Origin of the sequence: Salipaludibacillus daqingensis (genome assembly GCF_029891575.1) — a bacterium.
Taxonomy (GTDB): domain Bacteria; phylum Bacillota; class Bacilli; order Bacillales; family Salisediminibacteriaceae; genus Salipaludibacillus; species Salipaludibacillus daqingensis.
The window spans coordinates 545,941-568,960 of record NZ_JARZHF010000001.1 but is presented as its reverse complement, the minus strand read 5'-3'; the positions used below and the strand labels follow the sequence as shown (position 1 = coordinate 568,960).

Below are 23,020 nucleotides of genomic sequence, written 5' to 3'. Positions count from 1 at the left end.
GTTTTACCCTGTCAGTAAGAATTTACTGCAGGGTATTTTATTTTGCTTTAATAATTATTTTTTGAAAAAACATGGACAAATTCCGCGAATCTGCGGAAGAATTAGACAAACGAATTCAAACTTCACAAGTTAGAATATTTTCAAAAACAACCCATCGAATTTTTTGAAAGATATAGTATAATGGGAAAGGTGAAAGGAGTGGCGGTTGTGTCAGATGAAAAAAAACATAATGAAAAACAAAAAAATGAATTAAAAGAAAAGCATTATATAAAAATGGAGGAAAAAAAACGAGAAGCGAGTCTCGTCCGTAAAATTGTTTTATTTTTCTTTGTTGCCATTATTCTCGTCGTTGCTGCTGTTGGATTTGGAACATATCGCTATGTAATGGGGGCAATTGGCCCACTAGATGAAGATAGTGAAGAAGAAGTAGAAGTGAATATTCCTATTGGCTCATCTCCATCCTCGATTGGAGATATCTTAGAAGAAGAAGGAATAATTAGTAGTTCGACAATGTTTCGATACTATTCACGCTTTCAAAATGAGGCTGGATTTCAAGCTGGAGAATACCGTTTTTCTCCATCGATGAGTATGGATGAACTCATGGTAGAACTAAAAGAAGGAAGAGTGTACGAAGGTTATGCGATTTCTTTTACTATACCAGAAGGATTGTGGCTTGAAGAAATATTTGACCGCATCGCAAATGAAACCAATTTGGAAGCTGATGAACTTGCAGAACAAGCTCGAGATGAAGAGTATCTAGATGAGCTTATTGAAAATTATACGATGTTAGATGATGTTATTCTAGATGAAGAGATTCGTGAACCTTTAGAAGGTTATATGTTCCCTTCTAGGTATGACTTTGTTGAGGAAGAGCTAACTGCAACACAAGTGATTGAAGCGATGTTAGATAGAACATCACGTGCTTTAGAGGAAACAGGAGCGGAACAGTCAGATGATTCGTTCCATGAATTGCTTACGAAAGCTTCGATTATCGAAGGAGAGGCTCGAAATGATGAGGAGAGATCGACCATTTCCGGAGTTATTCGAAACCGTTTAGACGTTCCAATGCGACTAGAAATGGATCCTACCGTAGCGTATGCTCACGAAGAGCACTTATCTAGAACATTACTTGAAGATTTAGAAATTGAATCCCCTTATAATACGTATTATATTAGTGGTCTTCCTATTGGACCAATTAATAACCCAGGACAAGCATCGATTGCGGCTGCATTGGAACCAGAAGTACATGATTATTTATACTTCTACCACTCACCAGAGGGAGACGTTTATTTTAATGAAAGTTATGCAGAACATCAAGAAGTCGTTGGGCAATACCAGTAATGTTTTTAAGAAGGAGAATGTTGTCGCATTCTCTTTCTTTTTATGATAAAATATATCGGTCAAAGATAATGGCTATAAAATTGTGAGCAAAAAGCACCTAAAGGAGGCGCTTTTTTTATGGATATACATGGCGACCAAATATCATATATAAAGTCACTAGTTCGAGAAAGACATGACGTCATTTTAGAGCTTGAGACATATGCGAAAGAGTATGAAATACCTATTATGGAATTAGATGGAATAGAAACGTTGCTTCAATTTTTACGAGTCCAGCAACCAGCTAAAATACTAGAAATCGGGACAGCAATCGGTTATTCAGCGATTAGAATGTTAAACGATTTACCACAAACAAAAGTGATATCCATAGAGCGAGATGAAGAACGAGCAAAACTTGCTTTAGATAACGTTCGAAAAGCTTCATTTCAATCTCGTTTTCACCTAGTAGAGGGTGACGCTTTAGACGTTTCCGGAGATGTTGAAAATAAAGGCCCCTTTGATGTTCTATTTATTGATGCAGCGAAAGGACAATATGAACGTTTTTTCACCTTGTATGAGCCAATGGTTTCAGTTGGAGGCCTTATATTTTCAGATAATGTCCTTTTTAAAGGCATGGTATCATCAACAGCAACACCTGAAAGTAGAGGATTAAGGGCTCTTGTTAAGAAAATCAGAGCTTATAATGAGAAACTTATGAATGATCAACGATTCCAGTCTGTATTGTTACCTGTAGGTGATGGATTAATGGTAAGTAAAAAAATAGAGGTGGATAATGAGTAAGGAGAGTAAGCGATGAAAAAACCAGAACTGTTAGTAACTCCGACGTGTGTTGAGGATATTTCTCCACTTATAGAAGCTGGAGCGACGGCAATAATGATTGGGGAAGAAACATTTGGATTAAGGCTGGCTGGAGAATTCAATAGGCAAGCTGTAGAGCAATCAACAGCTATTGCTCATGAAAAAGGTGCCAAGATTTATGTTGCGATGAACGCACTGTTTCATAACGAGTCGCTCCCATTATTACCTGACTATATTCAATTTTTAGATCGAGTGGGTGTAGACGCGATTGTATTCGGTGATCCTGCTGTGTTAATGAATGTTAAAGAACACGCACCTAACATGAAATTACATTGGAACACAGAGACAACAGCTACGAATTGGTATACAGCAAATTATTGGGGGAGAAAAGGTTCCACGAGAGCTGTACTAGCCCGAGAGCTTAATATGGACGCAATTGTGGAAATTAAAGAAGAGGCAGAGGTTGAGATTGAAGTGCAAGTTCATGGTATGACATGTATGTTTCAATCAAAGAGAATGCTTGTAGGAAATTATATGGCTTTTCAAGGGAAAGATTTAAAAGTTCAAGGAAGAAGCAAAGATAAAAGTTTGATTCTTCATGACCCTGAAAGAGATGCGAAGTATCCTATTTGGGAAGATAAAAATGGCACACATATTATGAGCCCAAAGGATATGTGTATTATTGATGAACTTGAAGAAATGTTAGATGCTGGTGTCGATGCGTTTAAAATTGATGGCATTCAAAAGGATTTACCATATATTAAAAAAATGACTGAGTTATATCGGCAAGCTATTGACCTATACTTAATTAATCCAAGTGACTACGAAGAAAAAAAAGAATACTTTTTAGCAGAAGTTAAAAAAGCACAACCTTCGAATCGTGGCTTAGATACTGGATTCTTTTTCAAAGAAACGGTGTATTAGATTTGTCTGTGTGTTATTACTTCGATGGACGACATTAGAAACATTGATAAAGGAGTGATCGCAAATGGAACAACAAAGTGTTACATCGACCATTAAAGGCAAAAGAGTGATCACAAAAAAACCTGAACTATTGGCTCCTGCTGGGAACTTAGAGAAATTAAAAGTGGCGGTTCATTATGGGGCAGATGCTGTTTTTATAGGTGGACGAGACTTTGGTTTACGTTCAAATGCAGATAACTTCTCTACAGAAGAAATGGCAGAAGGTGTGGCTTTTGCAGCAAAATATGGATCACATATTTACGTAACTACGAATATTTTTGCTCATAATGAAAATATGGATGGGCTAGGAGAGTATCTACAAGATCTTGAACGAGTTGGTGTGAAAGGAATTATTGTTGCAGATCCGTTAATTATAGAAACATGTAAACAGGTAGCCCCGAAATTGGAAGTGCATTTATCTACGCAACAGTCATTGTCTAACTGGCAAGCGATTAATTTTTGGAAGCAAGAAGGATTGGATCGGGTTGTCCTTGCTCGAGAAGTCGGTCTTGAAGAAATGTTGGAAATGAAAAGAAATGTGGATATTGAAATTGAAACGTTTATTCATGGAGCGATGTGTATTTCCTACTCAGGTCGGTGTGTACTAAGTAATCATATGACAGCAAGAGACTCAAATAGAGGAGGATGTTGCCAGTCATGTCGATGGGACTATTTTTTGTATGAGGAAACCAATACAAGTTCCAATCAAGAGACAGCTTTATTCGATCAAGAAGACGCACCTTTTGCTATGTCACCTAAAGATCTTAACTTAATTGAAGCCATTCCTAAATTAGTTGAGGCAGGGATCGATAGTCTTAAGGTTGAAGGACGAATGAAATCAATTCACTATGTTGCAACGGTAGTCAGCGTGTATCGTAAAGTGATTGATGCTTATTGTGCAGATCCTGATCACTTTGAGATTGATCCTGAATGGTTGAGAGAATTAGCCAAATGTGCAAATCGACCAACGGCACCAGCTTTTTTTGAAAATACTCCTGGACATGAAGAACAAATGTTTCGTACGCATAGCCAGAAAACAACTTTTGATTTTGCAGGAGTTGTGTTAGGTTATGATGAAGAAACAAAAATCGTCACGCTCCAGCAAAGGAATCATTTTCGACCAGGTGATCGAATAGAATTTTTTGGTCCAGAGATTGAAAATTATATGCAAGTAGTTGGTGAAATTTGGGATGAAGATGGAAAAGAACTTGATGCCGCACGACATCCACTTCAAATAGTAAGGTTTAAGGTTGAAAAACCGGTAAACCCAGATAATATGATGAGAAAGGAAGTACAATCATGAACAAAAAACCTGTCATCATTGGCGTAGCTGGAGGGTCCGGTTCAGGGAAAACAACAGTAGCAAATGAAATTTACAGTCAATTTCCTGCCCAGTCCATATTAATGCTAGAACAAGATGCATACTATAAAGATCAGACTCATCTTCCAATGGAAGAGAGGTTGAAGACTAATTACGATCATCCTTTAGCTTTTGATAATCAATTAATATTGGATCATTTGAAACGTTTGCTTAATCGGGAATCGGTTGAAAAACCAGTTTACGATTATCCAAACCATACTCGTTCTGAGAAAGTAATTAAAGTGGAACCGAGAGATGTTATTATTTTAGAGGGTATTCTTATATTAGAAGATGATCGACTACGTGATATGATGGATATTAAGCTTTTCGTAGATACCGATTCAGACCTTCGTATCATTCGAAGACTCATGCGAGATATTCAAGAGCGGGGACGTACGATTGATTCTGTGATTGATCAATATACATCAGTCGTTAGACCGATGCATTTACAATTTATCGAGCCAACGAAACGATACGCGGATATTATTGTTCCAGAAGGTGGTCATAACCATGTTGCTATTGACCTTATGGTTACAAAAGTAAAAACAATACTGGAAGAAAAAGCGATGATTTAAAAGGAAAATGTAGAAAGCTTTAACAAATAAAAGGAATTTTTTAGCGAAACCCTTGGCTAATAGCGAAGTTTTGTTTATAATAACATACATGAACATAGGAAATGATTACAAGAAGCGGATAAATGAAAATAAAAAGACGGTCACAGCGCCTCACCCGTTCTAGGAAGCCCTATACAGAACTGGTTGGGCGCTTACCGTTTATTCTTGATAAGTTTTGTTGAGGAGGCATTGCTGTCATCCAATGACCATACACTTCAATAAGATGGTCATTCCAATCGTCTATCACGATTATGTATTAAGTATTCATATGACTATGATCACCATTTGGTCTTTTCAACCCGTTTCTGAAAAAAAAAGAAAGTTAAATTTTTGAAAAACAATGAAACATGTAAGCGTTCGCTAATAAAGATGTATTTTTTAAGGAGTGGAAAACATGACAGAAGACAAGCACTATATGACATTAGAAGGTAAAGAAAAGTTAGAGAACGAATTGGAATATTTAAAAACTCAAAAACGTAAAGAAGTTGTTGAACGAATAAAAGTCGCTAGAAGTTTCGGTGATCTCTCTGAAAACTCAGAATATGATTCAGCAAAAGAAGAGCAAGCATTTGTGGAAGGCAGAATTCAACAAATTGAAGGAATGATTAGAAATTCACAAATTATTCAAGAAGATTCAGATAGTTCTGTTGTTTCATTAGGAAAAACTGTAACATTCAAAGAATTACCTGATGGAGACGAAGAAGTATACACGATTGTTGGTCGTGCCGAGGCAGACCCGATTGAAGGGAAAATTTCAAATGATTCTCCAATGGCACAGAGTCTTTTTGGAAAAGGGATTGGTGAGCAGGTTGTTGTTTCGACACCTGGAGGAGACATGAAGGTAGAAATTACACAAGTTCAATAATTCAAATTATTTACATCCTGGCATGATCCATGCTGGGGTGTTTTAGATTAGAAAGAAAAGAAACTTTAATCGAAAAGGTTTTAAATACAAAAAATAAGGAAATACGGTCAAAAACCAACAATACATATCGTATTTTTATAATGTATGAATTATACTATTAATAACCAGAAAGAGGAAAAAGGAGGATGTACGAGCCATGAGTCAATATGGGAATTACCCCCCTCAGCGAACAGATATGAGAAAAAAGAAAAAAATGAACACATTTTTAAATATTTCAATAGGAATTGTAGCTCTGTTAATCGTATTTATTGGAGGTTCTCTTATTTTTGGAGGAGACTCAGATGAATCGGCGATTTCTAATAATGTAGAAGAAAATAATTCCGATAATAATAATTTGGATGTAGAATCTAATGAAGAAAATGAATCAGGCGATATTTCGATAGACAGCAATGCCAACAGTTCCTCAAATAATGAAGAAAATGAGTCATCAGAATCAAATGTAAGTGAAACGAATAATAACAATGAAGAAAATGAAGAAAATGAAGAAAACAATAATGAAGAAAACGATAATGAAGAGAATAATAATAATGAGAATAATGAAAACGAAGAGGAGAACCAAGAGTTATCCGAACCCGAAGATGGAGAATGGGCTCCAATTGGAACGGTACAAGGAGAGAATTTTTCCCATGATTACGGAGAAGGCACAGTGAACAGAGAAGAAATGGATCAGGCCCTTTCTTATGCAACAGGGTTAAGTGATGCAGAAATGACAGTATGGCAAGTTAGAAATGGCGGAAATAACACAGTAATAGGAACTGTTAGCAAGCATGAAGATCGGTTTGAACCTTATAAAGTCGTCTTGTCATGGGTTGAAAACGAAGGCTGGAAGCCAATAACTGTTGAAAAGCAATCTTCTAATCCATATGTAAGTCATTAATGGTTAGATTATGTTTTAGTTAAAAGGTCAGAAGAGTTTATCTTCTGACCTTTTCTTTACTTTTGCTTAAAATGTACCGTAGCAGTATAGAATCGTTTACTCGTATTAGGGTCTATAGTCAGTTGGTGAGATACATGATGAACTTCTAGTAAAATAGCTTGGTTATCGTCAATTTTTTTAGAAATTCGATGCTCAAGTTCTTGTAAACTTGAAGCTTCAAACATTTCGACTTTGTCTTTTAGTTTATCCGGTTGAATTATCATATCGATCACTCCATTTCTCATTTATTTTACAAGAAATAATTATACTAGACAACGTTCAAAAACACAGGCTTGTCCCCTCATCACATTTTCGCTATGATAGGAAGGGCGAAAGATTGAAAAGGAAGGTGTTTGTATGCGAATAGGTATCATTGGAGCAATGGAAGAAGAAGTAGAATTATTAAAATCTGAAATGACTCTTTCAGAAGAAACAATTATTGCTGGTTGTGAGTTTTTTCTTGGACGTTTAAATGGTGTTGAAGTGATTTTATCCAAATCTGGTATAGGAAAAGTAAATGCTGCGATCAGTACAACTTTAATGAATCAACTCTATTACCCAGATTTCATTATTAATACAGGTTCAGCAGGTGGCTTTCATCAAGAACTGGCAGTAGGTGATATTGTTATCTCCACAGAAGTTCGCTATAACGATGTAGACGCAACGGTATTTGGATATGAATTTGGACAAGTTCCTCGAATGCCAGCTTTTTATGAGCCGTCAGACTCCCTCGTGAAACTGGCTGAAGAATGCGCAGTGGAAGTAGGGGTTAACGCTGTCAAAGGGCTTATCATTTCTGGGGACTCATTTATGAGTGATCATGAGAGAGTAGTAGTTGTTCGCAAAAAATTTAATAATCCTTTCTGTTCTGAAATGGAAGCAGGGGCAATAGCGCAAGTTTGTCATCAATTTCAGACGCCCTTTGTGATTATTCGTTCGTTATCAGACATTGCTGGAAAAGATGCGAAAGTTTCTTACGATCAATTTTTGGAAACAGCTTCGGTTCATTCAGCTAAAATGGTCATGTTAATGTTAGAAGAGTTTCGTAAACAACGATAATGAAACGAGATGTTAATTAAAGATATTAGGGAAAATATTGCTAGTCAAAAAGGGAGTGTCTCCATGTTATACTGATTGATAGTTTCATTGATCAGGGTAGATATGGAGGGATTTCAATGACAGAAAAAGAAGAACTAAAGTTAAAAAATAAAGTTGTTGATTATCGACGATTTGCATTTATATTATTAGCACTTTCCGGTTTTCTAATGATAGGTGTTGTCCTACCGAATCAATCAGCACAAGTAAATAGCCAATTGATGCTTCTTATAGCTACTGGAATTCTACTAGTTCTTTCTGTGATAATGCATCTCATTTCAAAAAGAACCACAAAACTCTTAAATCAGGAAAATGAGTGATTCATTTTTAATATAAAAGTCGAAACCCACATCCAACAAAATGGATGTGGGTTTGATTCTACGAAAATATGTCCTATCTCTCTTTCAAAGTACCTTGTAACTCAGTTAGAGCGTGAGTTAGGATTCTAGCAGTCAGCCCCCAAATGACGTGCCCATTGTACTCATAAAATTCTTCATTAACGATCCCAGAACGCCAATTATAATCTTCCCCATTTGGAATTAAATGATAAGGGAAGTTTTTTTCGGGCTCCATTTCAAGGTGGATATGATGAACTTTCGGAGTCATATCCATTAATGTGGAGACAGGTACAAAAAAGATATCTTCCACTTCTCCTTTATTTAGCTGAAACTGAGTATGACTAGGGAGGACACCGATAAATGGAAATAACATGAAATGAAAAGGTGTCACGAGATAATCTAATTCCCCTAACAACTGCACGTCCTTTTCTGGAACCCCTAATTCTTCACTCAATTCTCGCACTGCAGCTGAAGAAGTGGAATGGTCCGTTTTTTCAACTTTTCCCCCCGGAAAGCATATTTCACCAGGTTGCCTAACATGGTTTGATCGAATTTGAAAAATAATTTGCAACTCTCCATCTTTCATGATTAATGGAACAAATATTGCAAATTGTTTATAGGAATTATAATCTAAAATGGTTGCTTTTTTTTGTTGAAAGTATTTTTTTGTTGATTCAGGTATGTTTTGCATTTTCCGGTCATCCCCTTAGCTAATCTGTTAATCCTATCATATCAAACATTTAAAAAAAATTCGGTTAAAAGGTCTTTTCAGTAATTGTAGTTAATAAACACACTTGGCTAAAAAGTTAATATTAGGTATAATGATGAAATAAATCGGTCGGAGGTGTTTAGATGAATCTTACAGTAAAGAAACCAATTTTCGCAGAATCTGCAAGTATTCTTGTTAATAGTGCTAGTAAGTATCCAGGTAAAATACTTATCAAAAAAGACCATTGGGTTATTGATGCCAAAAGTTTACTCGGTCTATTAGCTCTTTCCTTGCAACCTGATCAAGTCGTAGAATTTGACTTCGAGGGAGAAGTAGACGAAGGATTTATTAATGAGATTGTTGAAGCTGGATTATTTAAAAAATAAGTAAAAAAGAGTCTGACTAATCCTATCTAGGATGGTCAGACTCTTTTTATTACTTAGTATGACAAGTGCTTTTCAAACCAATTTGTTAATTCTTCTAGTCTAGCAAAACGAAGGTGTGGTGGGCCACTGCGTGAAAGTTCATGATTCGCTTCAGGGAACCTGACGAACCTCGGTTCTTTGCCACGGTGTTTCAATGCTACGAATAATTGTTCTGCTTGTTCAATAGGGCAGCGGAAGTCTTTTTCACCGTGCATAATTAATAAAGGTGTTTCTATTTGATTGACGTACTTCAAAGGGGAGTGGTCCCAAAGTTTGTCTGGATCTTTGAGTACATCTGTACCTACCTCCCACTCTGTAAAGAAATAGCCAATGTCACTAACCCCGTAAAAACTAGTCCAATTAGAGATACATCGAAGCGTTGCGGCAGCTTTAAAACGATTCGTATGACCAACGATCCAGTTTGTCATGAAACCTCCATAGCTGCCTCCTGTGACACCTAAACGTTGTTTATCTATCCATGGGTAAGTTTCAACTATCGCATCCGTAAAGGAGAGGATATCTTGATAATCCATGCCACCATAATCACCGCGACATGCATTCACAAACGTTTGACCGTAGCCATGGCTTCCTCTTGGATTTGAGTAGAATACAGCATATCCTTTTGCTGCTAATAGCTGAAGCTCATGGAAAAATGTATTTCCATACATTGCATGAGGACCTCCATGGATTTCAAGCACTCCAGGATACGTCTTTCCTTCTTCATAGCCATTAGGTTTCAAAAGCCAACCTTGAAGAGACCAACCATCTTTTCCTTTAAAACGAATTTCTTCAGGGTATTGTAAGGAAGTATTTTTTATAAAATGTTCGTTCATTGATGTCTTTTTTTCAGGAGAATGGTTGTTGTCAAAAGAATACATATAAAGTTCACCAGGATCAACGGGAGAACTAATTCCTAACAAAACAGAGTCATTGCTTTCGTCTAGGCTAAACCCAAACACGTGGTGATTCCCTGATGTAACTGGATCAATATCACCCGTAGTTGAAATCTGAAAAAGGTCTGTATTTCCCCATTGACTTGCTAAAATAAAAATTGCGTTACCTTCTTTTGACCAAACAGGTCCAGGGTTAGAACCACCAGAGCGAATATCCCCTATCATAGAATCGCCTACGTTCACATCCCAATCGTTTGTAAGGCACTTTTTCCTTCGTGACATTAAGTCAATTAACCATACTTTCCCGTGAGTTGCTCCGGCATATTCTTTTTCATGACCGAAACAAGCGAGTGTTTGTCCGTCAGGAGAGAAAGTCCCATGTGTGAACATACCTTGCCCATCGGTTAATCGTTGATGTTTTCTTGATTCCAAATGAAATAAATAAATATCTGAAATTAAGTGTTCGTCTCCTTCTTTGTTAGAAAAATAAGTGATAGATGTGCTAGTAGGAGACCATCCAGAAGGTTCATGATCAAACTCATCATTCGTTAAAAAGTCAATCTTTGCACTAGAAAGATGGTAAAGTGCTAGTTGTTTATTTTTTTTATCTAAATAACCAGCAGCGTCAGATTTATATTTCAATCTTTCAACGACTAAAGGTTTAGATTTTTCATCCTTGGCTGGTTCGTCTTCTTTTTCTTCTTCAGGAAGGTCTCCTTTTTCAAAAGAAGTGGCAAACAAAATTTTTGATGAATCAGGAGACCACAAAGGTTGACTTACCCCGTTTGGTAAATTTGTTACTTGTTTCGCTTCGCCGCCAGATAAAGAAAGTAAGTATAGTTGAGGAGTTTTGGTTCCGCGAACGGAAGTAAATGCAATCCACTTGCCGTCTGGTGAAAAGCGGGGAGACATGACTTTTCCGTCTCCGAAAGTCCATTGTGTAGCAATGTCTTCATTTGTTTTTTGAAGAAACAAATGAGATATGTACTCATCGTCCTCAGAAATAAATTGGCGAACAAATGCAAATGTGTCTCCATCAGGAGTTAACTGAGGGTCATTCAGCACGTGAATATTTCTAAGATCTTCTACAGAAAGCGCTTGTTTTGTCATAGTTCATTTCCTCCAATCAGAATCTTCTTTCAATTCTACCAAAAAAATTCGAGAACCGAAATAAGTTTCTGTTTGAAAACGTTTCCCTCTTATGTTAAATTCAAATGAGTAAACGTTTACGTTAAAGGAGATTTTATCGTGGGTATAACAATTAAAGATGTAGCTAAACACGCAGGAGTATCGATTGCCACTGTATCAAGGATTGTTAATGGGCAAACAGGATACGGTGAAAAAACGAAACAGCTAGTGTTGAAAAGTATTGAAGATCTAGGATACTCCCCAAACGCGATTGCCCGCGGTTTAGTTGGAAGGGAAACGAGAACGATTGGTGTCTTACTTCCAAAACTATCTGGACTGTTCGCATCGAAGTTGTTACAAGGAATGGAAACGGCAGCTAGACAGGAAAACTATAGTTTATTTGTTTGCCATACGGACTCAAAGGAAGAAAGAGTCATCCAAGATATACAAGTATTGAAAGAAAAACAAGTGGATGGAATGATTTATGCAAGCGACCAGCTTTCAGAGGCACAAGGTCAATTGCTAGAAGATATGGCATCTCCAGTTGTTTTTGTATCTACACAATCGTTAACCCACCCATTTCCTTATGTAAAAGTAGATGATTATAATGCAGCATATGATGGGACAAGTTATTTAATAAAAATGGGGCATGAAGATATTGCTTTTATTGGGGGTGACTTGGACGACTTGATCGCTGGAAAAACCCGAAATGATGGTTTTCGAAAAGCGATGTGTGACCATGAGTTACGTGTAAATGAAAAGCTAGTCTATTATGGGGATTTTCGTTTTCCATCTGGGAAAGAAGGGTTTCGTCAATTACTTGCATCGAAGGAAGTTTTTACTGCTGTTTTTGCCACTAGTGATGAAATGGCAGTAGGCGTATTATCTGAAGCTTATGAACAAGGATTAAGTGTTCCAGATGATTTTTGTGTTCTTGGCTATGATAATACAATGGCAGCAGAAATGGCCGTTCCACCCTTAACGACGGTTTCTCAACCAATTGATGAAATGGGAAAACGAGCGGTATCATTGCTATTGTCAATCCGTGAAAATACGAAAACTCCTGTACGAAATATTGATATGGAACATGAAGTAGTCGAAAGGAAATCGGTAGTCATTCGAGAAAATACAAAAGGTGTTTTTTCTCGTTAAATTTAGGAGGTAGAAAACATGCAACAGTCAAAACAATGGTGGAAAGAAAGTGTCGTTTATCAAATTTATCCGAGAAGTTTCAATGATAGCAATGGGGATGGAATTGGTGATCTTCAGGGCATTATTGAAAAACTTGATTATTTAAAAAAATTAGGTGTGGATGTCATTTGGTTGTCTCCTGTTTATAAATCACCAAATGATGATAATGGCTATGATATTAGCGACTATCAAAATATTATGGATGAGTTTGGAACGATGAAAGATTGGGATCAATTATTAGCAGAAGCGCATAAAAGAGGTCTTAAAATCATTATGGATCTCGTTGTAAACCATTCTTCCGATGAGCATAAGTGGTTTGTTGAATCACGAAAATCAAAGGATAATCCATATCGAGATTATTACATTTGGCGCCCAGGTAAAGAAGATGGTTCAGAGCCTAACAACTGGGAATCAGCTTTCAGTGGATCAACGTGGGAATATGATGAAACAACAGAAGAATATTACTTGCATATTTTTTCTAAAAAACAGCCTGACTTGAATTGGGAAAATCCAACTGTCCGTCAGGAAGTTTATGATATGATGCGCTGGTGGTTAGATAAAGGAGTTGATGGTTTTCGTATGGACGTCATTAACTTTATTTCGAAAACTCCTGGGTTGCCGGATGCGGATAATCCTGAAGGTAAAAAATACGTGAATGGTGGGGAGCATTTCATGAATGGCCCACGAATTCATGAGTTTCTTCATGAGATGTACGTAGAAGCCATTAAAGATTACGATGTCATGACAGTAGGAGAAATGCCTGGGGTTGGACCGAAGGAAGCTGTCGATTACACGAAGGAAGAAAACGAAGAAGTGAATATGGTATTCCAATTTGAACATGTGGATCTTGACTCCGGTCCTGGAGGTAAATGGGATCTTCGACCATTAAATCTTGCTGATCTTCGTGAGAACTTAGTTAAGTGGCAGAAGGCATTGGAAAAACAAGGGTGGAACAGTTTATACATGAATAACCATGACCAACCTCGCATGGTTTCTAGATTTGGTCATGATGGGAAATATCGTGAAGAGTCGGCAAAAATGTTAGCTACCCTCCTGCATATGATGAGAGGAACGCCATATATTTATCAAGGTGAAGAATTAGGAATGACAAATGTCGCTTTTGAATCGATTGACGAATATAAAGATATCGAGACGCTGAATATGTACAATGAGAAGCGTGAAGAGGGATTATCAAACGAAGAGTTATTGAAAAAAATTCATATTAAAGGTCGTGACAATGCAAGAACACCTGTGCAGTGGGATGATTCCGATCATGCAGGATTTACAACAGGTACCCCTTGGATTAAAGTAAATCCAAATTACCGAGAAATTAATGCGAAACAAGCTTTAGAAGATAGTGAGTCCATTTTTTACTATTATCAAAACTTGATCAACCTTCGACATAATCATGACGTTGTTGTATATGGTAGCTTTGATGTATTGATGGAAGATGATGAAGATGTATTTGCTTATAAACGAGAATTAGCTGACGAAACGTTGCTCGTTTATTGCAATTTCTATGATGGAAAACCTCGCGTGGAAATTCCTGCTGAATTTAGAGAAGGAGACCGATCGCTGTTCATTTCTAATTATAAGGTAGATCGTGACGAGGTTCAGTCAAATGAGTTTTTATTAAAACCTTACGAGGTTCGCGTATATCACGTGAAAAAGTAGAAAAGTTTGTTTTGTTTGGAGGAACTCAGGTTAATGCCTGAGTTCTTTTACATATCAATAAGTTTTCGTGATTCATTCGAAAGGGACAGAGCCTAATATTATGTTATGTAGGCATGAACACTTTGACAAGAAAATGATTAGAATAAATAAATTCGATGAGCTGTAAAAATATTTTTACAAACTCTCAGATATTATCTTTGTTTTGCCGATATAAAGAAGAGATGAACGGAGAGAGGAAGAAGAGGGATGCTGAGAAATATCGGAATGATGCAGCGATTTACGTTAAGACATATGGGAATTCATCAAAATCTAACGATGAAGCATATGGAGAGGTTATCTTCGGGTAAAAGAATTAATCGAGCTGCAGATGATGCTGCTGGTCTGGCGATTTCTGAGAGGATGCGTGCACAAATTCGTGGTATTCAGCAAGCCCAAAGAAATGTGCTAGATGGTGTATCTTTACTAAGAACAGCAGAAGGTGGATTAAATGAGCAACAAGCTATCTTACAGAGGGTAAGAGAACTTAGTGTTCAGGCAGCTAATGATACGAATACGCTAGAAGATAGACAAGCAATACAGAAAGAGGTGGAACAATTATTAAAAGAGATAGATGCGATAGCAATCAGTACTGAATTTAATACAAAAAAACTTCATCAAGGTGGTGAAATACGGTTACAAACCGGCGCCAACGCAGGTCAGTATATGACGATTGAACTTCCGAACACTAGCATCACCAATTTAGAAATGGATGCGATCGATCTTTCTACTAGAGAAGGGGCCAATGAGGCGCTTAATATGGTAGATAAAGCGATTCAATTGACGTCATCCGCTCGTTCCAAACTTGGGGCTTATGAGAATCGGTTAGAGCATACGTATAATCACTTAACTAACTATGACGTTCAATTAACAGCTTCTGAATCAAGAATTCGTGATGCAGACATTGCAACAGAGATGATGGGGTTCATCAAGCATCAGTTGCTTCAGCAAGTATCGATGACGATGCTCATGCATGCGAATCAGCAACAATCGATGATGCTCACTCTTCTTAACAATAACCGCTAAGAGGTTTTTATTTTTCTTATCGTGGGAAAAGACATTTATACCCACTTTTAAGAAAGGTTGGTTCTATGCTATTACATTATAATTGGTTGTCGTCTTATACGGTATTTGGAAACGATGGTGAGATCGGTAAAGTAACAGATGTTTATTTTGATGAAGAAATGTGGATCGTTCGCTACCTTGTTGTTAAAACTGGAGCAACATTTTTATCGGAAAAATTATTTGTTTCACCTGCTTCCATTGATAAAATGAACCACACGGACGAAGTGATCCGACTCGGTATTTCAAAAGACGATGCACAAAAGGCGCCAGATCCAGGAGATGAACCTGTGACAAGAAAGTATGAGAAAGATTTTAGCTTATATTACAGGATGAATCCTTATTGGATTGGGAGTGGTGCTTGGGGAACGGCAAATACAGCGAGAGATATGGCGCAACAAGAAGTTCAAATCTTGGAATCAGATCTAGAAGAGGAAGAAACACATGTACATCAAGCAAAACATGTGACGAATTATGAACTAGCAGTCCAAGATGGGTCTTTTGGAAAAATCGATGATATGCTCCTTGATGAATCGTCATTTCGCATAAAATATTTCGTTGTAGATACGAATAAATACCTTCCAGGTGGAAAAAAAGTGTTGATCTCTCCACAATGGATTGAACAGATCGAGTGGGCGGCAGCAAGGATAAGAATTAACGTCACTCGGGATCAAATTGAGAGTGCACCTGAGTATCGAACAGAATTAGACTTAACAGATGAAAGAGAAGGGCAATTATGGCTTCACTTTCGTAAATAAATGCTTCTTTAGAAAGACCTCTACTAGCTACGAAGTTAGTGGAGGTTTTTTGTGTCTAAAAAATGACATATAGTGAAGTCATCTTTACACATAATCACAGGAACAGTATAATTTGAAATAACATAAAAGTTTCCTTAGGGAAACTTTTATTCGTCTAAGAAAAAAAGTAATGCATGCACAAAAACATACAAAGGTTGTGATTTAATGAGAAACGTACGTATAGATTTTTTATTCTTGAGTTTCATTTTTTCAATTCTTTTAATGATAGGTTGTGAAGCTGAAGGAGGACAGGGAAACGAAAATGAAGGGTTGTACGTAAAGACTAGTTTTTCGATATTAGCAGACATGACCGATCAAATTTTAGGCGATAGAGGAACCGTCGAATATATCGTGCCGATTGGTCAAGGACCTGAAGAATATGAACCAAGACCAAGCAATTTCCAGAATGTCAGTGATGCTGATGTATTTTATGTTAATGGGATGGGCTTGGAGGAGTGGTTGGAAAGAGTAGTTTCAAATGCTTCCGATACACCTATTGTAGAACTATCACATGGAGTCGATCCTATACAATTAGTTGGGGAAGACGGAGAAGATCCGCACGGATGGTTGAGCCCTAGGAGTGGAATCATTTATATTGAAAATATTTTAGAGGATCTTATTTCACGAGATCCTGAGGGCAAAGAAGAATATCAACAGAGAGCAGAAGAATATATAGAGCAACTAAACGAAATAGATGAATGGATTTCAGAAGAAGTTAAAAAAATAGAAGAGCATCATCGAATCATTGTTGTGAGTGAGAATGCTTATAAGTATTTTGGAGAAGATTATGGTCTACAAACGGAAGGGATTTGGGAACTGAATTCTCATGATGAAGGAACAACACAACAAATCAACCGTGTGATTGATGTGGTTAAGGATAATGAATTACCAGCAGTGTTTGTTGAAACAACGGTAGATCATCGCTATATGGAGACAATTTCTTTAAACACAGATGTGCCTATTTCAGGTGAAGTATATACCGATGCCATAGGAGAAGAAGGGTCAGGAGCAGACAGTTATCTTAAAATGCTCAGACACAATGCGGAAACGTTTATTGACGGTTTATCAACGGAATAATAACATATAAGTGTTAGTAGACCAAAGCATTCCAACATAGGTTGGAATGCTTTTCTTATCGTTTAGCAAGATATAAGTCAATTCAAAACTTAGGAAGTTTATCGATATTATATATTAAAATGTATCGATAAATTATAATCCTTTACATCCTTCAGTCCACTATGTATAATACAAATTAACAATAAAGTTTCCTTAGTGCAACTTTTATAGTTATAGCTAAAAAAATAACATAATAACAACTTCATTTGATTGGTGCACACTTTTTACACCGGTTCATATGTTAAATTCGAAAATAAAATTTGAAAATTATATAACTATTTTAAAGGAGAGATGAAAACGAATGTTCAAATGGAAATGGCTATTTTCAATCGTGTTTATTAGTGGGGTTTTAGTTGGCTGTGGCAATGGTAATGAGCAAGAACAATCCAACACTTCTGTTGAAGAAGGTTTATATGTGACGACAAGTTTTTCTGTGTTAGCAGATATTATTGGAGAAGTAATGGGGGATCGAGGAGAGATAGATTACATCGTTCCTATTGGAGAAGAACCTCATGAATATGAGCCTGTACCGAGTGATTTCCGTAATGTCAGCGATTCTGAAGTGTTTTATGTCAATGGATTGGGACTAGAAGAGTGGTTAGAAAAAGTTGTGGATAATGCTTCTGACACAGAAGTTGTTACTTTATCAGAGGGAATTACGGAAATACCTCTGGAAGGAGAAGATGGAACGGATCCTCATGCTTGGTTAAGTCCAAAAAATGCTACTTATTATGTAGATCACTTAGTAGAAGACTTAGTTGCCCGTGACCCGGATGGTGAAGAGGAGTACCGAGCTAATGCTGATGCATTTTTAGAAGAAGTAGATGAGTTAGATCAATGGATTGAAGATAATGTAAATGACGTTCCTGAAGAACATCGAACAATTATTGTCAGTGAAAATGCGTTTAAATATTTTGGAGCAGATTATGGATTTCATACGGAAGGTATTTGGGAAATTAATTCACATGAAGAAGGAACAACGGGTCAAATTAATCGGTTAATTGACGTTATTAAAGACGAGGAAATACCAGCCGTATTCGTTGAATCTACCGTAGATCAGCGTTATATGGATACTGTTTCAGACAATGCTGGAGTTGAAATTGCTGGAGAAGTGTATACAGACGCCATTGGGCAAGAAGGCTCTGGTGCGGAGACGTACCTTAAGATGATTCGTCACAATGCTGAGACAATTATCAACGGATTAAGTCTAGAATGAGCAACCTCGTTGAATTTGCTTTGTTTTATTGATAAAATAGCCTTGATTTGAAAATAAATAGAGGTGAAAATATGAATATTACAGACAAAGCAAAAGGGTATATTCAAGAAATCATGAATGAACATGGTGCGAAAAACATCAAAATCTTCATGGCAGGTATGGGTTGAGGCGGACCTCAACTAGGTTTGGCTCTGGATGAGCCAACAGATGAAGATGTAGTGGAAGAAGTAAACGGCATTCAAGTTGCATTCGACAAAGTGATTCATGGACAGACTGGTGGAATGGCGCTTGAGTATCAAGAAACCCCAGATGGCGGTGGTCTAGTCATGACTGGTAATCAGAGTGACTGCTGTTAATAGGTATATAAGGAAAACAACTTTCTTTTTGAAAGTTGTTTTTTGTTTTTGTGACTTTAGAGCCTGGGAATATCGTCATGCTAACTGGATGCCCAGATACGAAATCATTGTTATAAAATAATGGGATTGAAGTTAATGAAGTAGAAATGGATGAAATAATGAACGGGTGGGGAGCGGTGCAGTGCATGACTGCTTTTTTTAAAAGAGAGTCGATTTCAAATCTATCATCATCTAAGAGGATCTGAGGTCAAGATCTCAACCGTTGTCTTAATAAGCAAAACCGATTATCATAAGGGGATATGAAGAGAATAATGTTTTTAAGGAGAGAAGTTAACATGAAGATAGATATTTTAAAGTGCCATGGTTCTGGAAATGATTTTATTATTATTGATGAAATGGATGGTCAATACGACTTCACAGAAGAAGAACGAGTAGTTCTTTCCAATGAGCTAGCAGGAAGAGATAAAATTATTGGCTCTGATGGGATATTATTTATTCAAAAGAGTGAACATGCTGATGCGAGAATGCGTATGTTTAACACTGATGGATCAGAGGCAGAGATGTGCGGGAATGGATTAAGATGTGTCGCTAGATATGTTGCAGAACGTTTAGGAAAAGAAAAATTGAATATCGAAACAATGAAAGCTGATTTAGAAGTGGCTCATGTGGAAGAATTATTTGAAGGAATTCTTACTTATGAAGTGGCCATTGAACCTGTCTCGCTAAGTACACAAACCATTCCCCTTGTTTCTGAGCAAAAGGACCACATTAACCAGCTAATTAAAGGCCTTCCTTCTCATCTGAAGTTTACTGCTTTGAGTGTGCCTAATCCTCATATTGTAACAGTTGTGGATGAAGTGAAAGCAGATGAAGTGAAAGATGTTGGAGAACAAGCGAATTCGTTAACGGATATTTTACCAAATGGCGTAAATGTGAGCTTCGTTAAAAATTTAGGAGAAGGTCGAATCTTTGTGCAAACTTTTGAACGTGGAGTAGGATTAACAAATGCTTGTGGAACAGCCATGTCAGCATCTTCTCTTGTTTCTTGTATGTTAGGTTTAACGCAGTTTAATGAGAAAATCCTCGTCTTAAACCCTGGCGGAATGGTGGAATGTGTCGTAAAGAATGATGATCATGGTCAATATTTCATTCGACTCCGAGGGAACGCAACTTATGAATACGAAGCATCTGTTGAGTTTGATTTCTCAAGCCCAGAATCTGCTGAAATTTTTGATCAAACGATATTCGATGATGAAATAGCCCTTTATGACAAATTGGCTACTGCAGCTAAAACAATGATTTAATCTCATGCACGACTAAAAAGCTTGCAACGGAGGATAACTCCATTGCAAGCTTTTTTATTGGTGAGACATTTCTCCATCTAATTCGTGTCGATCATAAATGACTTCATCTTCTTCTAAAATGGTATTGTTCATTTCTAAATGTTTTTCTCCCCACGTCATCATATCGTTTAACAGTTCTTCTAACTCAGCGCCATACTCTGTTAATCGATATTCTACTCTCGGCGGAACTTCTTGGTAGGATGTCCTAGAAATAAGCCCATCCTTTTCTAATTGTTTTAACTGCTTTATCAATGTTTGATGATTGATTTTAGGTAAACTATTTTTTATTTCACTGAATCGTAATTCCTTCTCTACTAGAACCAATAAAATAGGTGCTTTCCATTTTCCACAAACAATATTGAGAGTTGCTTTAATTGCTTTGATTTGATTGATTTTCATAAGTGTTCCTCCTAGGTATATTAAAATATACTTCTTACATCTATGGATAGAATGTGACAAACTAGTAATGACCCCAGTAATAGATGAGGCAAAGGCAGATACTAAAAGGAGATAACGTCATTCATGAAAAGAAGTATGAATCAAATGTCGCAAACGATTGTAAATCATGTTATTGAAAATGAAAATGAACTTATTAATAAAGTGATGATGCACAGCAGTATGGCTCATCATCAAGATACAGATCAACTAAGAAATATATTCTTGCACTTTCTTCATCGTTTTCAAAATCATTTAGTTAATGAAGTTTCGAAGCTAGAGAAGGATGAATTACTCATAGACACAGAAGCTGATCAGTTAGGCCTTGCTCAAAATATATCGGTAAGTGCAATAATAGATGGTCTTTATGAAATGTCTACAACGATCTGGACGATGTTTCAAAAGGAAGCCCAAGATCGTTTCGATCTATCGACAAACGAGCTTTTGCATGTCCATGATTTATTAAATAAAGAAATCAATGAAGCTGTGAAAGAAGTATTAACTGCTCACGTTCAAGCAGCGAAAGATAAAGAATTGCAATATTATGAAAAACTGAATGAGTTGTCTGTTCCCATCATAAATATTACTGAAAAGATAGCGATTTGCCCTTTAATTGGAAAAATAGATGAACGACGAGGTCAGCTCCTTATGCATGAAACACTAGAGCAATGTCAACAAAGAAAAATCAATCGACTCATATTTGACATGTCTGGTGTTCCTAAAATAGATAATATTGTGGCTTCTTATTTGAATGCGACCATTCAATCTTTAAGCCTGATTGGTGTTAATATTACCCTCGCTGGAGTACAATCAAACATTGCCATGACGGTTATTCAGCAAAACATTCATTTTGAAAAAGTTACCATTACTTCGAATGTTCAACGGGCTTTAGAGGATGCAGAAATCATCAGTTAAGCATTTAACTACTATATTTTAAAATGATTGTACATAAAAAAGCCAAGCACATTTGCTTGGCTTTTTAAAACGACTTTCTCTATTTAACGTTATCTCACGTTCATTTCACTAGGTTTAGGACCTTTCCGTTCCCCACGATCTAAGTGGTTGATGATTTCCATTTCATCATCACTTAATTCAAAGTCAAATACTTGGAAATTTTCTTCAATTCGAGAAGGTGTCACGGACTTAGGAATCACGATGGAATCGTTTTGAAGGTGCCACCTGATAATGACTTGAGCCCCTGTTTTTTGATGGTCTCTAGCAATGCCTTGCACAACAGGGTGATTTAGAACTTCCCCACCTTGCATCAATGGGCTCCATGCCTCTAAAAAGATATCGTGTTTTTTACAAAACGTTTTCAGTTCATTTTGAGCTAAGAATGGATGACATTCTACTTGGTTAACTGCTGGCTTTACATCGCATTCATCTAATAATCGCTGCAAATGATCAATATCAAAGTTACAAACCCCTATCGCTTTGACTCGACCGTCATTGTATAATTTCTCCATTGCACGATATGTATCAACGTAGTTATCAAATTCTGGTGTTGGCCAATGAATTAAATATAAATCAACATAATCTAAGCCTAATCTTTCTAAGCTTTCTTCAAATGCTTTAAGAGTATTGTCGTAGCCTTGGTCTGCATTCCAAACTTTCGTCGTGATGAAAAGTTCTTCTCTTGGTAATGAACTTTGTTTTATTGCTTCGCCAACTCCTCGTTCATTTTTGTAAATCATTGCAGTATCAATGGAGCGGTACCCTGTTTCGAACGCGGTTGAAACCGCTTTAACAGCTTCTTGATCTTCTACTTGCCAAACGCCAAATCCTAGTTGTGGCATCTTTAATCCATTATTTAGTGTTACAAAGTCCATCAAATCACTCCTCTAAATTTAGTATCCTTCAAATAGAAAAAGAAGAAGGATAAACGATAATAATAACATTTCCTCCAATTATACACTAAGGAAAGAAAAGTTGTAAAAAGTTAGATCAGTTAACATTTTAGGAACCTCTAAAGTGTAATTGAACTGTTGATTTTTATCCGATTAGTTACTGTAACGGATGGCGTCTCTTTGTGATGATCGAAAGGCTCTGGGGATTTGTTTTAAAAGGGAATAAGACTTTCAACGATTATACTCGTTCTTTAATATAATCTAAAAAATTTATAGACAGTATTTCGTTCATTTGATACTATATAAGGGGGACTATTATCACCTTCCTTTAGTCATTAATAAATTTAAAACGCTTTCATATTCAGAGGGTTCTGGTGCTAAGGGTAGTCTTTACATACATAATTAAATAAATTAATAATCTTGTGGTGAGAAAGCTAAGCATTAA

24 protein-coding genes are annotated in these 23,020 nt (G+C 36.8%); 19 read left to right on the top strand and 5 right to left on the bottom strand.

Going from position 1 to position 23,020, the window contains the following annotated elements; genetic code table 11:
* The first annotated feature begins 207 nt into the window (after positions 1-207).
* From mltG to QDN89_RS02920, 7 genes are all read left to right on the top strand, one after another.
* The gene (gene mltG / locus QDN89_RS02950; RefSeq protein WP_280768579.1) at positions 208-1,341 is read left to right on the top strand and encodes an endolytic transglycosylase MltG; all 1,134 of its coding nucleotides are present in this window, start codon (positions 208-210) and stop codon (positions 1,339-1,341) included.
* A gap of 117 nt (positions 1,342-1,458) precedes the next feature.
* The gene (locus tag QDN89_RS02945) at positions 1,459-2,118 is read left to right on the top strand and encodes an O-methyltransferase (RefSeq protein ID WP_280768578.1); all 660 of its coding nucleotides are present in this window, start codon (positions 1,459-1,461) and stop codon (positions 2,116-2,118) included.
* A 12-nt stretch (positions 2,119-2,130) separates the two neighbouring features.
* Positions 2,131-3,060: a peptidase U32 family protein gene (locus tag QDN89_RS02940; RefSeq protein WP_280768577.1), complete on the top strand. Its 930-nt coding sequence runs from the start codon at positions 2,131-2,133 to the stop codon at positions 3,058-3,060.
* A gap of 64 nt (positions 3,061-3,124) precedes the next feature.
* The gene (locus QDN89_RS02935; protein WP_280768576.1) at positions 3,125-4,402 is read left to right on the top strand and encodes a peptidase U32 family protein; all 1,278 of its coding nucleotides are present in this window, start codon (positions 3,125-3,127) and stop codon (positions 4,400-4,402) included.
* Positions 4,399-5,034, top strand: a complete 636-nt coding sequence (gene udk / locus QDN89_RS02930; RefSeq protein WP_280768575.1) for a uridine kinase — start codon at positions 4,399-4,401, stop codon at positions 5,032-5,034. Before QDN89_RS02935 ends, udk begins: the two co-directional genes overlap by 4 nt.
* A gap of 433 nt (positions 5,035-5,467) precedes the next feature.
* Complete coding sequence (greA, locus tag QDN89_RS02925; protein ID WP_280768574.1) at positions 5,468-5,938, top strand: transcription elongation factor GreA; 471 nt, start codon at positions 5,468-5,470, stop codon at positions 5,936-5,938.
* Positions 5,939-6,134: 196 nt separating this feature from the next.
* The gene (locus QDN89_RS02920) at positions 6,135-6,875 is read left to right on the top strand and encodes a YrrS family protein (protein ID WP_280768573.1); all 741 of its coding nucleotides are present in this window, start codon (positions 6,135-6,137) and stop codon (positions 6,873-6,875) included.
* A 56-nt stretch (positions 6,876-6,931) separates the two neighbouring features.
* Here QDN89_RS02920 and QDN89_RS02915 read toward each other — a convergent pair whose 3' ends face one another.
* Positions 6,932-7,138, bottom strand: a complete 207-nt coding sequence (locus QDN89_RS02915) for a DUF2536 family protein (RefSeq protein WP_280768572.1) — start codon at positions 7,136-7,138, stop codon at positions 6,932-6,934.
* Positions 7,139-7,271: 133 nt separating this feature from the next.
* Between QDN89_RS02915 and mtnN the strand changes: the two genes are divergently transcribed.
* The gene (gene mtnN / locus QDN89_RS02910; protein ID WP_280768571.1) at positions 7,272-7,973 is read left to right on the top strand and encodes a 5'-methylthioadenosine/S-adenosylhomocysteine nucleosidase; all 702 of its coding nucleotides are present in this window, start codon (positions 7,272-7,274) and stop codon (positions 7,971-7,973) included.
* Between the two features lie 116 nt (positions 7,974-8,089).
* On the top strand, positions 8,090-8,329 hold the full coding sequence (locus QDN89_RS02905) for a YrhC family protein (protein ID WP_280768570.1): 240 nt from the start codon (positions 8,090-8,092) through the stop codon (positions 8,327-8,329).
* Between the two features lie 73 nt (positions 8,330-8,402).
* On the opposite strand, the gene QDN89_RS02900 is transcribed toward QDN89_RS02905, so the two are convergent.
* Positions 8,403-9,038: an NUDIX hydrolase gene (locus QDN89_RS02900; RefSeq protein ID WP_280768569.1), complete on the bottom strand. Its 636-nt coding sequence runs from the start codon at positions 9,036-9,038 to the stop codon at positions 8,403-8,405.
* Positions 9,039-9,199: 161 nt separating this feature from the next.
* On the opposite strand from QDN89_RS02900, the gene QDN89_RS02895 reads away from it, so the two are divergent.
* Positions 9,200-9,442: an HPr family phosphocarrier protein gene (locus QDN89_RS02895; RefSeq protein WP_280768568.1), complete on the top strand. Its 243-nt coding sequence runs from the start codon at positions 9,200-9,202 to the stop codon at positions 9,440-9,442.
* A 53-nt stretch (positions 9,443-9,495) separates the two neighbouring features.
* On the opposite strand, the gene QDN89_RS02890 is transcribed toward QDN89_RS02895, so the two are convergent.
* Positions 9,496-11,484 (bottom strand): S9 family peptidase, encoded by a 1,989-nt coding sequence (locus QDN89_RS02890; protein ID WP_280768567.1) that lies wholly within the window; start codon positions 11,482-11,484, stop codon positions 9,496-9,498.
* 138 nt (positions 11,485-11,622) lie between these two features.
* On the opposite strand from QDN89_RS02890, the gene QDN89_RS02885 reads away from it, so the two are divergent.
* The 8 genes from QDN89_RS02885 to dapF all read left to right on the top strand — a co-directional run bounded on the left by QDN89_RS02885 (position 11,623) and on the right by dapF (position 20,254).
* Positions 11,623-12,654, top strand: a complete 1,032-nt coding sequence (locus QDN89_RS02885) for a substrate-binding domain-containing protein (RefSeq protein ID WP_280768566.1) — start codon at positions 11,623-11,625, stop codon at positions 12,652-12,654.
* Between the two features lie 18 nt (positions 12,655-12,672).
* A complete protein-coding gene (locus QDN89_RS02880; RefSeq protein ID WP_280768565.1) occupies positions 12,673-14,367 on the top strand; it encodes a glycoside hydrolase family 13 protein in 1,695 nt (564 codons plus the stop codon).
* 246 nt (positions 14,368-14,613) lie between these two features.
* Positions 14,614-15,429, top strand: a complete 816-nt coding sequence (locus tag QDN89_RS02875; RefSeq protein ID WP_280768564.1) for a flagellin N-terminal helical domain-containing protein — start codon at positions 14,614-14,616, stop codon at positions 15,427-15,429.
* A 65-nt stretch (positions 15,430-15,494) separates the two neighbouring features.
* The gene (locus QDN89_RS02870; RefSeq protein WP_280768563.1) at positions 15,495-16,223 is read left to right on the top strand and encodes a PRC-barrel domain-containing protein; all 729 of its coding nucleotides are present in this window, start codon (positions 15,495-15,497) and stop codon (positions 16,221-16,223) included.
* Positions 16,224-16,427: 204 nt separating this feature from the next.
* On the top strand, positions 16,428-17,339 hold the full coding sequence (locus QDN89_RS02865) for a metal ABC transporter solute-binding protein, Zn/Mn family (RefSeq protein ID WP_280768562.1): 912 nt from the start codon (positions 16,428-16,430) through the stop codon (positions 17,337-17,339).
* A gap of 340 nt (positions 17,340-17,679) precedes the next feature.
* Positions 17,680-18,594: a metal ABC transporter solute-binding protein, Zn/Mn family gene (locus QDN89_RS02860; RefSeq protein WP_280768561.1), complete on the top strand. Its 915-nt coding sequence runs from the start codon at positions 17,680-17,682 to the stop codon at positions 18,592-18,594.
* A gap of 185 nt (positions 18,595-18,779) precedes the next feature.
* Complete coding sequence (locus tag QDN89_RS02855) at positions 18,780-18,950, top strand: hypothetical protein (protein ID WP_280768560.1); 171 nt, start codon at positions 18,780-18,782, stop codon at positions 18,948-18,950.
* Between the two features lie 335 nt (positions 18,951-19,285).
* A complete protein-coding gene (dapF, locus tag QDN89_RS02850; RefSeq protein ID WP_280768559.1) occupies positions 19,286-20,254 on the top strand; it encodes a diaminopimelate epimerase in 969 nt (322 codons plus the stop codon).
* A gap of 54 nt (positions 20,255-20,308) precedes the next feature.
* Here dapF and QDN89_RS02845 read toward each other — a convergent pair whose 3' ends face one another.
* Entirely contained in the window at positions 20,309-20,692 is a 384-nt protein-coding gene (locus QDN89_RS02845) for a winged helix-turn-helix transcriptional regulator (RefSeq protein WP_280768558.1), read from the bottom strand.
* A gap of 123 nt (positions 20,693-20,815) precedes the next feature.
* On the opposite strand from QDN89_RS02845, the gene QDN89_RS02840 reads away from it, so the two are divergent.
* The gene (locus QDN89_RS02840) at positions 20,816-21,643 is read left to right on the top strand and encodes an STAS domain-containing protein (protein ID WP_280768557.1); all 828 of its coding nucleotides are present in this window, start codon (positions 20,816-20,818) and stop codon (positions 21,641-21,643) included.
* 89 nt (positions 21,644-21,732) lie between these two features.
* Here QDN89_RS02840 and QDN89_RS02835 read toward each other — a convergent pair whose 3' ends face one another.
* Complete coding sequence (locus tag QDN89_RS02835; protein ID WP_280768556.1) at positions 21,733-22,557, bottom strand: aldo/keto reductase; 825 nt, start codon at positions 22,555-22,557, stop codon at positions 21,733-21,735.
* Between the last annotated feature and the right edge of the window lie 463 nt (positions 22,558-23,020).